Origin of the sequence: Streptomyces sp. NBC_00353, from assembly GCF_036108815.1 — a bacterium.
Taxonomy (GTDB): domain Bacteria; phylum Actinomycetota; class Actinomycetes; order Streptomycetales; family Streptomycetaceae; genus Streptomyces.
In genome coordinates this window covers 2158670-2171007 of record NZ_CP107985.1, presented here as the reverse complement: position 1 = coordinate 2171007, position 12338 = coordinate 2158670, and the positions used below count along the sequence as shown (strand labels likewise).

Here is a 12338-nt window from a genome sequence, read left to right as displayed (position 1 = left end):
ATGCGTGTGTTCCTCCTGCGAGGCGGTGACGCCCGCTTTGTCGGGTCTCCCGCGAACCGCGCTCCGGTCGGCACGCGGGACGGTCGCCGACCTGTCGTGCGAGGTGGTGCGTGTCGCCCGGCCCGGGCAGCATTCCGCCACCGGACCCAAGGCTTCTCCGGAACCGCCCTGCCCCACCGGCCACGACGAGCTGCAGCTCGAGGTCTGCAGCTGCGGTGTCAGGCGTTGGCCGGCGCCTGCGCCGTGCGGGCGCCCAGCAGTGCCACGCAGTTCGTCCAGAGGGCGCTGAGCTGGGAAGTGTTGTTGTAGAGCTTGGCGAACAAGACCTGGCCCTCGAGTTGCGCGACCACGGACCGGGCAGCTTCACGCGTGTCGGTGACGGTGACCTCGCCACGCCCCAGGGCCTCGGTGATGACCGAGTCGACCATCTCGACCTGGGCCTCGAAGATCGCCTGTAGGTGCTCGCGGACAGCTTCGGTCTGGTTGCTCATCTCCAGGGTGAGATTCCCGAACATGCAGCCCGAAACGGTCCCGCAGCTCTGCTGGCCGGCCCGCTGGTCGGCTTCTGTCTCCTCGAACAGCTGCCGCAGCCGCTGCAGTGGCGGCGCCTCGCTCTTCAGGATGCGGGTCCAGTCGCGCTGCTGTTCGGCCCACTGCTCGTTGATCACGGCGAGCGCGAGAGCCTCCTTGGACTCGAAGAAGTAGTAGAAGCTGCCCTTGGGCACTCCGGCTGTCTTGCAGATCTCGGCCACACCCAGAGCCGAGTAGCCGCGCAGCTCGATGAGCGTGTGCGCGGCGCTGAGGATCTTCTCTTTGGCATCACTGGTCCGTCCCATGTCGCCAGTATATGACCGCTCGACTATAGTCTAATAGACCGGTCGACTATTGACCCGAAATCGGTGGTGTCCTTGATTGCCGGCGGACTGCAGGGCTGTGGAGAAGCGGCAGTACGTCACCGTGCAGGTGCCCGGCCGGCATCCGGGGCGGTCCCAGGGCGCAACTGGTTCGCATCACCGGTCCTGTCGCGGGCGACGGTCGGTCCGGCAGTGCGTCTGATGGTGCTCGCCTCGGCGGGCACCGGGTGCCGGGGAAATCCGGCACCGCCCCGTTCCGTGCGTCCCGGCGCACCCAAGTCCCATCAGTATTGAGAGAGGTAAGACCATGCAGGAGTTCTTGGTCGGGCTCACCACCACCGTTCCCGAGGGCACCGATCCGGCCGAGGTCGACCGCCGCCGCGCGGCCGAAGCCGTCCGGGCCGGCGAGCTGGCCGCCGCAGGCCATCTGGTCAGGCTGTGGCGCCCGGTGGGTGAACTGCGCAGCGTCGGTCTGTGGCGAGCCGCCGACGAGGCCGAGCTGTACGAGGGGGTGCTCGGCACGCTGCCCCTGTGGCCATGGATGGCGGCGGTGGTCACCGCTGTCCAGTCACACCCCAACGACCCGGGCGGGATCGCCCGCGCCGTCTGACCGCACATCTCTACCTGTGCTCGGCTCCCCACCGCCCAGGCATGGTCGAGGCGGGGAGTCGAGTTCCGTCCGTCGGCACTTTGACAATTCTCGACCAGCCGTCCAGTCTGATAGGTGACCGGTCGGCTATCTCATACTCTCCGTGACCAGGCCGGTCCGCACCGCGGCAGGGGCAGCCGTGCCACGCCCTGCCGCCTTCCGGCACCCGCATCGGTGCCATCCGACCGCTCAACCTTCCCCGGCCCGTCCTGCGGGCTCCCTGACTGCGCTTGGATTCCCTCGTGAACGACCCCCGCACCCACACGCCGGTCGACTTCTGGTTCGACCCCGTGTGCCCGTGGACCTGGCTGACCTCCCGCTGGATGCTGGAGGTCGAAAAAGTCCGGCCCGTCACCACCACCTGGCATGTGATGAGCCTGGCCGTCCTCAATGAAGGCCGCCTCGACGAACTGCCCGAACGCATCCGTGTCCTGATGGGGCAGGCGTGGGCACCGGTTCGTGTCCTGACCGCAGCCTCGCAGGCCCACGGCCCCGACGTGCTGGAGCCTCTGTACACCGCGCTCGGCACCCGATTTCACCTGCAGCAACAGCCCAGGACCCGCCCGACCATCGAAGCCGCCCTGCGCGATGTCGGACTCCCCGTGGGCCTGGCCGATACCGGCGACACAGAGGCCTACGACGAGGCGCTGCGGGCCTCGCACCAGAAGGGCATCGCTCTGGTCGGTGAGGATGTCGGCAGTCCCGTCATCGCAGTACCGGCCTCGGCCACCGATGCCGGCCAAGTGGCGTTCTTCGGCCCGGTCGTCACACCCGCCCCCAAGGGCGAAGAGGCCGGACGGCTGTGGGACGGCACCCTGATCGTCGCCTCCATACCGGGCTTCTACGAGATGAAGCGCAGCCGCACCGTCGGTCCTGTCTTCGACTGACCCGGTTCGCTCACCGCTGGGCCGGCTCGGCACCGGGAGCACTGCTCCCGGTGCCGAGCCGGCCCAGCGATCGTTGTGACCCTGCTGACCTGACTCCCGCGACCTGGGCGATCTCCTCACGGCGGAGCCCCGGCACCCGACAGGTGCGCAGGAGCTCCCCGAATGCGGTTCCCCGGGCGCCGGATCCGGGCACATGGGCGACCGAGGCCGGGCCGCGGAGGACGGGTACTGCCCGATTCAGGGTGCGGCAGGGCCCCTCTGCCGGGGGAGCTTCCCCGGCAGAGGGGCCCTGCCGTGAAGGAAACAGAGAAGCGCTGCAGCGGCCGGGTGTCAGTGCCGAGCTGTCGACCGGTTCTGCCATGCCTGTTCCAGCGCCTGGGTGAACAGCTCGACGGACTGCAGGCCGGCCACGCCGTACTGCCGGTCCAGTACGAAGAACGGCACGCCGCCTGCACCTAGTTCGGCGGCCTGCCGCTCGTCGGCCCGTACGTCCTCGGCGTATGCGTCGGCATCGTTGAGCACCTCGCGGACCGCTGCCTCGTACAGCCCCACTTCGACCGCCATGCTCACCAGGGTCTCCTGGTCGTAGATCGAGCGCTCGTCCGTGAAGTTCACCTGGAAGGCGAGATCCATCAACTCGGTCTGGAGGTCGCGGGCCTTGGCGAAGTGCAGGAGGCGGTGGAGCTCGAAGGTGTTGCCGTGAACGCGTCCGCCGATCCGGAAACCGAGCCCTTCGGCGCGCGCCTCGGATGCGGCGTACTCCTCCCTGGCGACCTGCTGCTCACGGGTGCGACCGTACTGGGCGGCGACGGCATCGATGATCGGTGTCGTGCCATTGGCGGCCTTCGGGTTGAGTTCGAATGACCGGTACACCACCTCGACGTGGTCGCGGTGCTCGAAGGCCGCGAGTGCCCGCTCGAAACGCGCTTTGCCGATATAGCACCAGGGGCAGGCGATATCGGTCCAGATCTCGACGTTCATGTGTTCGCATCTCCATGTTCGCGATGGGCCGCACGGGTACGGGGGCCGTCCCGGGCCGGCGGCGACGCCCGGTCCATCCGGGCCCGGTTGAGTCGTGACGCTCGGCCAGGTCCTGGCGAAGCGTCGCGGGAAGTTGATAGACGACCGACCGTCTATTGACGATCCTAACCCGACGCGGCGCTTGACGGACAGTGCGGGCTCGTGCTGAGCGGTTCCGGGTCCGGCCATGTCGCGGTACGCGGCGATGGCGGCGGCCTGAGGAATTTCTTCCTCGAGCCGACTCCCGGTGTCGTCCTCATCGGCGTGCGTCCGCCCGGGGTGATCCGCCTGCTCCGGATGGATGACGGGCGGACCATGGGTGCGTCGTGTCGGGATGCATCTATGCGGAGCCGGTTTGCCGGATTCACGGCGCCACCGGGCCGCCGCCGCGTCTGCGGAGTTCACGAGGTGCCGCTGTGTCATTCGACCGGTGCCGCTGTGCGGCCCGCTGACCTCGATCCGCGGTTCGGTCACGCCGCGGAATCACTCTGACGACGGCCCGAAGGTGATGACTTCGGGCCGTCGTGGTGAATCTCTGTGCGGTGTCAGCTGGTGCGCAGGGGGGCGAGGGCGTTGGTCCAGGCGATGACCTGGTCGAGGGTGGTGTTGAGGGTGTCGCTCTGCATGGCGGCGGGCTTGAAGGTGGAGAAGTTCTCGAAGTCGGTGAAGAGGGAGAGGGCGACCTGGGAGCGGACGTCGGCCATCTGCAGTTCGCCGGCGATGCCGCGCAGGTGCTCCACGGCGCGGGTGCCGCCGGTGCCGCCGTAGCTGATGAAGCCGACGGCCTTGTTGGTCCACTCGGTGTACAGGAAGTCGATGGCGTTCTTCAGTGCGCCGGGCACGGAGCGGTTGTACTCGGGGGTGACGATGATGAAGCCGTCGAGGGACGCGATCTTCTCCGCCCATGCGTGGGTGTGCGGCTGGGTGTACTGGCCCATCGACGGGGGGTAGGCCTCGTCGAGCAGCGGGAGCTTGTAGTCGAGCAGGTCGACGATTTCGAAGTCGGCGTCGGTGCGCTGGGCGGCGGTCTCGTGGACCCAGCGGGCGACGGCCTCGCCGTTCCGTCCCGGGCGGGTGCTTCCGATGATGATGCCGATCTTGGTCATGGTGGCCTCTTCGCGCTTCGTGAACAGCTTGAACATGTACTTGCCTCGTCAAGTGGATACTTGCCTTGTGAAGTAGATACCCGACTGCTTGACGCGTCAAGTAGATGTGAGTCACACCCCTTCCTGGGGTGCGGTGTCGCGACGCCCGGGCCGGAGCTCCGCGCACCGTGGCGAACTAAATAGCAGACCGGTCGACTATTCACGCGAAGGTCGACTCGTTGATCCGTCAAGGAGCTAAAGTGGGGGGATGTCATCCGAAGAGCAGCCGTTGCAGCCCCTCGATCCGGTCGAGGAAGCGTTTGTGCGTGCGCTGAGCCGGGTGCTGCTGGCCCTGCCGCGTGTGGTCGACGCCGACCTGGTGCGCGGAGCGGGGCTGCCGCTTTCCGAGTACACGCCTCTGATGCACCTGTCCGAGGCTCCGGGGAAGCTGATGCGGATGAGTGAACTCGCCGCCGCCTGCAACCTCTCCCTCAGCGGGATCACCCGCGTCGTCATCCGGCTCGAGAATCAGGGCTGGGTCCAACGTGCCAAGTGCAGCCAGGACGGGCGCGGTTGGAACGCCGTGCTGACCGATGCCGGGCTCGCCCGCCTGGAACAGGCCTGGCCGACATTCCTGGTCAGCGTGCGACGCAATCTCGTCGACCACTTCAGCGGCCAGGACCTCCCCCAGCTCACGGCCGCGCTGCAGCATGTCGCGACCCCGAGCGGGCAAACCGCGGCTGATTCCTGACATCCGGCGTACGGCAGGCTGCTGCCGCGAAGGCCGCGAGCGGGATTGCCGCGACGGAGTCCCGGATCGCGGCCGGTCTGCGAGGAGAGGTGTGCGCTCCTTGTTCTCTTGTTCGTCACCTGTCAAAATGGTGACATGATGCATGTCTTCAAGTGCGGCACCCCCGTGCTGGACTTCGTAGGGACCCTGCGCGCACGGCGCAACGCCGAGCCTCTCGAGATGCTCGCGTCGCCGGAGAGTCTCGACGCCTGGTTCAGCGAGTCCGGAATCGTTGACGGCGATACGCATTGCGAGCCGTCCGACGTGGCGGAGGCGGTGGCTCTTCGCGAGGCGATCTACACGCTCGTGGCCGCCAGGCTGGTGGATGAGAGCTACGACCCCGACGCCCTCGCCCTGGTCAACCGTGAGGCGCGTAAGCCGTCCGCAGTCCCGCAGCTCACCAGGGAGGGGCGCCGCATCGAGGCGACCCCGCAGCAGGCTGTGTCCTCGATAGCCCGACAGGCCATCCGTGTGCTCAGCGGACCGGAGGTGTTGCTGATCAAGGAGTGCACCAGGCCCGAGTGCACACAGATCTACATCGACCGGTCACATGGAAATCGCCGGGAGTGGTGCGCCATGGACCCGTGCGGAAACAGGGTGAAGGCGGCCGCGTACCGTGCGCGCAAGAAGGCGAGCAAGTCGCGCCCGTCGACAGCGGCAGTGGGCCAGTAGGGACTGAGCGGTCGGTGCCACGCCTAGCGCTCGTGGGGCCGGTCGTCGGGCAGTCCGGTGTCGAGGACGTGAAGTCAGGCTCCTTGGCCGGAGTCGGATCCGGCGATCGTCCGTACGCGGGTCGGCTCGGTCATGCGTACCTCTCCTCCCGGGCACGGTCCCATGCCCGTGCGTAGGCGTGGGCCGACGCACGGGGGTCCGCGGCGGCGCAGATGCCGGACACGGCGGCAGCTCCCACCGCCCCGGCGTCTCGCAGGCGTGGCAGGTCGGCCGGGGTGATGCCGCCGATGGCCACGGCGGGCAGGTCGCTGAGCCGGGCGAGGCGGGCGAAGCCGGCATGGCCGAGCGGGGCCGGGGCGTCCGCCTTGGTCCGGGTCGCGTGCAGCGCGCCGATGCCCACGTGGTGGACTCGCGCCGGATCCTCGGCGGCGGCGCGCAGTTGATCGGGGGTGGCTGCACTCAGGCCCAGAACCGCGTGCTCTCCGATCAGTTCGCGTACGGCGGCCGGCGGCAGATCCGACTGGCCGACGTGAACACCCGTCACGCGTGCGCCGGCGGCCCGGGCCGCCAGGAACACGTCCACCCGGTCGTTGACGATCAGCGTCACTCGTTCGGGGAGGACGGCGGCCACCTCCAGAACCGTACGGAGGAACTCCCTCCCGGCGGCGTGCTTCTCCCGGATCTGCACGGCGGTGACGCCCCCGGCGACTGCCAGGGCGACGGTCTCGGCCACGCTCCGGCCGCGGGCCGCGCACTGGGCGGTGTCCGTCACCAGGTAGACCGACAGATCCACCGGTGCCGCGGTCACGAGAGAGCCGCCCGCTCGGTGAGGTCCGCTTCCTCCAGCGCGGCGAGCGCGTCCAGGAAGGCGACGGCGAAGCTGCCGGGCCCGGACGCCTCCTTCGCGGCCAGCTCGGCGGCGACCGTGTACGCGGTGACGGCGGCCACCACCGCGGCGAACCGGTCCTCGTCGACCGCCGCGAAGGCAGCCATCACGGCCCCCAGCGCGCAGCCGCCCCCTGTCACCCGGGTCAACAGGGCATCACCGTTGGCGATCCGGGCGCTGCGCGCCCCGTCGGTGACGAAGTCGACGGGCCCGGAGACGGCGACCACACAGCCGGCTGTACGCGCCAGCTCGCGTGCTGACTCCTCGGCGGCCCCGACGCCGTCGGAGGAGTCCACACCGCGGCCGCCGTCGCCCGCGCCCGCAAGCGCGATGATCTCGGACGCGTTGCCCCGGATCACAGTCGGTCGCAGCCGCAGGAGCTCTCGCGCCAGCGCGGTACGCACCGGCAGCGCGCCGACCGCCACCGGGTCGAGGACCCACGGCGTGCCGGCCGGACCCGCCGCCCGTGCGGCCTCGACCATGGCGGAGCGCTGCTCCGCGTGCGGGGTGCCTAGATTGATCAGCACACCGGAGGCGATCCGGGCGAACGGGCCGGCCTCCTCCGGAAGGTCGACCATGGCCGGTGAAGCGCCCAGCGCCAGCAGGACGTTGGCGGTGAAGCCCGTGACCACCGAGTTGGTCAGGCACTGGACGAGAGGGGAGTCCGCCCGCACGCGTGCGAGGGCCTGCGGGGCGAAGGCGGTGTGATCGGCGGATGTAGCGGGCATGGGATATCGCTCCGTGGGGGAGGGGATGTCGTTCGGGTGCCGAGCGACGTCCGGGGTCAGTCGGCCGGCGGCAGGTCAGTCCTGCGGGCGGCGGCGTAGCCGCAGCGGCGCGTAGACGGCGAGCGCCACGAGGAACGCCACGTAGTACGAGAGGTCGGCGCCGTGCAGGGCGGCCGCCACCGGGCCCACGTACAGACTGGTGTCCATGAACGGCACGGCCGCAGCGAAGGCGACGGCGAATGCCAGCAACGGGGGCCATCCGGACTGCGGCCGGGCGGTCTCGGCGGCGAGGTCGATCGCCGCGCCGCCCCGTGCCCCGGCCCGTGCGATCCAGTCGACGACGACGATCGCCACGAAACCGGGAATCCAGTAGCCGACGAACAGCAGCACGTTCTGGAAGCGGGCAGTGGTGTCGGCAGCGTGCATCCACAGCACCAGAGGGAAGCCGAGCACGGCGGCGAGGGCGGCGGCCGCCGGGCGTGGAAGACGCACGCCGACGGTCTGCAGAGCCAAGGAACCGCTGTAGTCGTTCATGGCGTTGCTGCAGAGGGCCGCCAGCGCCACGGCGAGCAGCCCGAACGCGCCCAACGCCCCACCGCCCAGCAGCTTGTCCACACCCGCGGCGGTCTGGTCGGTCAGCACGGACGCGCCCAGCAACCCGAGGGCCTGGACGGCCACGAAGGACACCACAAGGCCGAGCAGCGTGAACCAGAACATGCGCGGGCGCGAGGTGGTGCGTGGCAGATAGCGGCTGAAGTCGCTGGCGTACGGAGCCCAGGACAGGGCCAGACTCAGTGCGATGGTGCTGGTCAGGACGAACGCGCCGGCCTGGTCGGCGCCGTGCGCGGTGCCGGTGCCGACCGCATGGACACCGTCGAGCAGCCGCCAGGCGATCAGCGCGAACGCGGCGGCGAGCACGAAGGTCATGACGATCTGGAGCCGGTGGATGGCCTCGTAGCCCAGGACGCCGAGGGCGCCTTGGGCCACCATCATGGCCAGGACGCCGAGCCAGAACGGCCAGCCGCAGAGCCGCGCGAGCGCGTCCCCACCGAACAGCCCGATCAGCGCGTCCCAGGCGACGGAGGACAGCCACTGCAGGATGCCGGGCACCGTCACGGCCCGGCCGAAGGCGAGCCGGGCCAGCGGCAGCTGCCCGGCACCGGTCTGGCTCCCCCAGGTGCCCAGGTAGGCGGTGGGCACCGCGCCGAGCACCGTGCCCAGTACGACGGCGGCGAGCGCGGTGGCGAAGTCCAGGCCGAGTGCGATGCCGACGGTGCCGGTGAATACGCCGGTCATGGTCAGATTGGGAGCGAACCACACGGTGAACAGGCGCCCGGGACCGCCGTAGCGGTTGCTCTCGGGGACCGGCTCGATGCCGTGCGTCTCGACGCGGAGGTCACCGGGGGCCGTTGGCATCCGTCCGTCGAAGACGGTCTGCCGGCCGTCGGCGGGCAGCCCGCCGGAAACATGCGTCAAAGGCATGAAAGACATCCCTCCGCCAGTGCGAACTGGTTCAGGTTCGACGGGTGTGATCTCAGCCCTCGGGTAGGGCACCCCGTGTCCGGTACGACGGTCAGACTAACCCGGTCCCTTTGCACACCTGCACGGAGGTCTGCGCGGCAGACTCGGTGGGTTCGTCGGTGGCGTGGATGCGCCGTCCGCGTCACGGGGGCGGCGCGCCGTGCTCACGGGCGCGTTCCCACCTCCGCGTGACCCGTGCGATCCAGATGCCAGCGGTGTTCCACCTCGAAGCGGTGCAGCCCGGTGCGGCGTTCGACGATCACGTCGACGGAGGCACGTTCCGTGTTGGTGCACGTGGCGGTCGCTCCGTCGGGGTCGGTGTAGGAGAGCGACACACAGTCGGCCGGGTCCTGGGTCACATCGATCCGTACCCTGCGCCGCGCGGTGCCGCCTGCGATCGACCAGTCGGGCAGCCCGATCCGTGCGCGCAGCAGCGGCGCGGTCAGCAACGGGTCGCGCGGCCAGTCGGTGCCGCCGATCCGCAGCTGAAGCATGGGCAGCGGTGGCAGCCACCGCATCGTGGGACGGCGGGCGACGGCGGCCACCACTTCGAGTACGTCCCCGCCGCCGAGGCCCGCATGGAGCCACGCCCATCGCTGGGCATTGCCGTGCCCGGCGATCCGGGCGACGCCTCCCACGGCCTCGGAGAGGGCGAACCGCCTTTCTCCGACAACGAGTTCCCCGGAGAAAACGGCGTCGGGGGCAGGCACGACCTGGGCGGCGGGCAGCAGTTCACGCTGCCAGGACCAGCGCGGAAAGGTGTAGAGGGGCTCTCCGCCGCCGGTGACCGCCAGGTGCCAGGTGATCGCGCCCGCGGTGCCTTCCAGCAGCCGGGGCGTTGCCCGCACCCCCGGCACCTCGAAGTACGCCTCGCCCTGGGGCGGTGGGGAATCCGGGGCCCCGAACCGCTCGGTGACCGGCGGTCCGTCCGGCGGGAATACGGATATCCAGCCATGCGCCCGGGCCGGGCCGTCGTGCTTGGGTGCCACCACTTCGTGGTGGATCCATACGCCGGTGCCGGTACGGGGATCGGTCAACGTCGCGTACCAGACTTCGAGCCGCCCTGGGCGGCCGGTCATCCGCGGCGGGTAGAGCGAGTTCACGAGGGTTCCTTTCACCGGGGCGCGGGGGCCCCGTACCGTACGCGCACGCCTGCCTCGGCGGTGCTCTCCACGATGCCGGGACAGGCCCGTTCGGCCAGCGCCGCGATCGTCAGTGAGGGGTTGACGCAGAGCGAGGTCGGCACTGCCGAGCCGTCGGTGACGAACAGGCCGGGATGGCCTCGCAGTTCGCCGCGTTCATCGAGTGCCGAGGTGGCGGGGTCGTCACCCATCCGGCAGGAGGCGAGGGGGTGCGCGCTCACGGACCCGGCGGGGTTCTCGCTCCAGGGCCGCACCCGCGCAAGACCGTCGCGCTCCAGCACCGCGCGGGCCTCGGCATCCGCGGCGGCCCAGCCGCGCAGGGTGTTCGCTGTCGGCCGGTACGAGAGCGTCGACAGGCAGAGCGACGTGGCCACGCGCGTCGAGCTTCCGGTGGGCGGCGGCGGGCCGAAGACGCCCTCGTTGTCGTCCTCGGTCATGGCGAGCACGGAGAGCCACGACGGCCAGCGTGCCCGCATCTCCTTCTTGCGGACGCCGAACCAGCTCGTCGCCGGGGTGTCGGTGGCCTGGGCCAGCAGGTCGGTGATGCCGGGGAAGTAGATCTGCTGAAGGGAGAAACGGGTGAACTCCGCCGTTGCCGGGTCGAGCCGGTCGTACGACATGGAGCCGATGGGCTTCCCGATCGGGAATCCCTGGTACGGGATGCCCGGGGCGCGCTCGAGACCGAGCAGGTCGCGCACCTTGCCTTCGTCGACGTCGGCGATGGACACGCGGTCGCCGTTGCCCGAGAAATAGCGTCCGACGGCTTGCGGGACACCGCCGAGCAGGGGAGCCGAGCGCTGCAGCAGCACCGGCGTGGCCAGAGCGCCTGCGGCCAGCACCACGGTCTTGGCCTCGATCGCGCCCACGCCGACCGGCAGCCGGTAGTCGCCGGCGTCGAGCTGTGTGTACGAGACGCGGTAGCGGTAACCGGGTGTGGTGGCAGGCGCGATCGTCTGCGCCTCGTGGAGTGGGCGGATCTCGGCGCCGTGCGCGGTCGCGGCGGGGAGATAGTTCAGCAGCATGGAGCGCTTGGCGTCGAAGTGGCAGCCGTTGAGCATCCAGTTGCAGTTGGTGCAGCGGGCCAGGTCGACGGCGACGGGCACAGGATTGCAGGTGCGGCCCGCACGGGCGCACGCTGCAGCGAACAGTCCCCCAGGGTAAGGGACTTGGTCCCAGCTCTGCTCGGCGACCGGCAGAGCCTCCTCGACCCGGTCGTACCACGGGTCGAGTGCCGCGCGCGTCAGGGTCGAAGGCCACAGGCGATGGCCCAGACTGCCGCGGCGATCGAAGACGAAGCCCGGAGCGCGCAGCGAAGCGGCGAAGTAGACCACGCTGGACCCGCCGACGCAGTTCCCGGCGACGACAGTGATGCCGTCGCCCTGCACGAGGTCGACGATCCGGGTGTAGCTGCCCAGGCGCAGGTCATGGGTGAAGTCGGGGGCGGTGAGGTGCGGTCCGCGTTCCAGGATCACCACCTCGGCGCCACCCGCGGCCAGATGGTAGGCGGGGATGGCACCCCCGAAACCGCTGCCGATGACCAGCACGTCGGTGCGTTCGGTGGCGCTCATGCGGGGTGCCCTCCGGGGGTGGTGAGCGGGTGCTCGGAGGCGAGCCTTCGACCGTACGAGTAGTCGGGGAAGCGCCACAGTCCGTCGGCGTCGGGCACCGGGAAGCCGATCCAGGCCAGGCCCGGGTGGCGTTGCCGGACGGCTGCGGCGGTGTGCAGATGGGCTGCGGTGTCGAAGGCCGCGGCGGCGAAGAGCGCGAGCAGCACATACAGCTGCCGGTCCGGGGCGCCGGGCGTGAGCAGCTCTCCGGCGAGCGCGGTGCGGTCGGTGAACCGGAGGGCGACGAAGGGAGGTTGAGTGGGCAGCAGGACCCGGCCGTGGGTGGCCGCGTAGGCGAGGGCGCGGGTGTTGACGAGCAGCGCCAGCTCGGGCAGCAGGATGCCGATGCCGAGGTCGGGAAGGTTGAGCAGCTCGACGGCCCCCGCCTGTACGGCGCCGGGACCGGGGGCCGCCCCGGCGATCGCCACGTCTCCGCCGTACCGCTTCTCGCCCGGGACCATGGTGTCCGCAAACGCCTCCAGCGTGGCGGTCGTCGG

At 70.2% G+C, this 12338-nt stretch carries 13 protein-coding genes and 1 riboswitch; of the genes, 4 read left to right on the top strand and 9 right to left on the bottom strand.

Features of this window, described 5'->3' with window-relative positions:
* Positions 1-218: 218 nt before the first annotated feature.
* Entirely contained in the window at positions 219-836 is a 618-nt protein-coding gene (locus OHA88_RS10240; RefSeq protein WP_328625218.1) for a TetR/AcrR family transcriptional regulator, read from the bottom strand.
* A 325-nt stretch (positions 837-1161) separates the two neighbouring features.
* Here OHA88_RS10240 and OHA88_RS10235 point away from each other — a divergent pair, with 325 nt between their 5' ends.
* Positions 1162-1464, top strand: a complete 303-nt coding sequence (locus tag OHA88_RS10235) for a muconolactone Delta-isomerase family protein (protein WP_328625217.1) — start codon at positions 1162-1164, stop codon at positions 1462-1464.
* Between the two features lie 281 nt (positions 1465-1745).
* Complete coding sequence (locus OHA88_RS10230; protein WP_328625216.1) at positions 1746-2390, top strand: mycothiol-dependent nitroreductase Rv2466c family protein; 645 nt, start codon at positions 1746-1748, stop codon at positions 2388-2390.
* A gap of 330 nt (positions 2391-2720) precedes the next feature.
* Here OHA88_RS10230 and OHA88_RS10225 read toward each other — a convergent pair whose 3' ends face one another.
* Positions 2721-3371, bottom strand: a complete 651-nt coding sequence (locus OHA88_RS10225) for a DsbA family oxidoreductase (RefSeq protein ID WP_328625215.1) — start codon at positions 3369-3371, stop codon at positions 2721-2723.
* A gap of 584 nt (positions 3372-3955) precedes the next feature.
* Positions 3956-4516: an NADPH-dependent FMN reductase gene (locus tag OHA88_RS10220; protein WP_328629645.1), complete on the bottom strand. Its 561-nt coding sequence runs from the start codon at positions 4514-4516 to the stop codon at positions 3956-3958.
* Between the two features lie 247 nt (positions 4517-4763).
* Here OHA88_RS10220 and OHA88_RS10215 point away from each other — a divergent pair, with 247 nt between their 5' ends.
* Together OHA88_RS10215 and OHA88_RS10210 are read left to right on the top strand one after the other, a co-directional pair.
* Positions 4764-5246 (top strand): MarR family winged helix-turn-helix transcriptional regulator, encoded by a 483-nt coding sequence (locus tag OHA88_RS10215; protein ID WP_328625214.1) that lies wholly within the window; start codon positions 4764-4766, stop codon positions 5244-5246.
* A gap of 138 nt (positions 5247-5384) precedes the next feature.
* Entirely contained in the window at positions 5385-5957 is a 573-nt protein-coding gene (locus OHA88_RS10210; protein WP_328629644.1) for a CGNR zinc finger domain-containing protein, read from the top strand.
* 130 nt (positions 5958-6087) lie between these two features.
* On the opposite strand, the gene thiE is transcribed toward OHA88_RS10210, so the two are convergent.
* The 6 genes from thiE to OHA88_RS10180 form a co-directional block, all read right to left on the bottom strand.
* On the bottom strand, positions 6088-6765 hold the full coding sequence (gene thiE / locus OHA88_RS10205) for a thiamine phosphate synthase (protein WP_266999481.1): 678 nt from the start codon (positions 6763-6765) through the stop codon (positions 6088-6090).
* Positions 6762-7571 carry a hydroxyethylthiazole kinase gene (gene thiM, locus OHA88_RS10200; RefSeq protein ID WP_328625213.1) on the bottom strand — a complete coding sequence of 270 codons (810 nt, stop codon included), beginning with the start codon at positions 7569-7571 and terminating at the stop codon, positions 6762-6764. The genes thiE and thiM overlap by 4 nt, the downstream gene beginning before the upstream one ends.
* A gap of 75 nt (positions 7572-7646) precedes the next feature.
* Entirely contained in the window at positions 7647-9053 is a 1407-nt protein-coding gene (locus tag OHA88_RS10195; protein ID WP_328625212.1) for a purine-cytosine permease family protein, read from the bottom strand.
* Positions 9045-9139, bottom strand: a riboswitch (TPP riboswitch). Its footprint overlaps the gene before it by 9 nt.
* Positions 9140-9256: 117 nt before the next feature.
* Positions 9257-10195 carry a hypothetical protein gene (locus OHA88_RS10190; RefSeq protein WP_328625211.1) on the bottom strand — a complete coding sequence of 313 codons (939 nt, stop codon included), beginning with the start codon at positions 10193-10195 and terminating at the stop codon, positions 9257-9259.
* 11 nt (positions 10196-10206) lie between these two features.
* A complete protein-coding gene (locus tag OHA88_RS10185) occupies positions 10207-11802 on the bottom strand; it encodes a GMC family oxidoreductase (RefSeq protein WP_328625210.1) in 1596 nt (531 codons plus the stop codon).
* Positions 11799-12302 carry a DUF5987 family protein gene (locus OHA88_RS10180; RefSeq protein ID WP_425897650.1) on the bottom strand — a complete coding sequence of 168 codons (504 nt, stop codon included), beginning with the start codon at positions 12300-12302 and terminating at the stop codon, positions 11799-11801. Before OHA88_RS10180 ends, OHA88_RS10185 begins: the two co-directional genes overlap by 4 nt.
* Positions 12303-12338 lie beyond the last annotated feature (36 nt).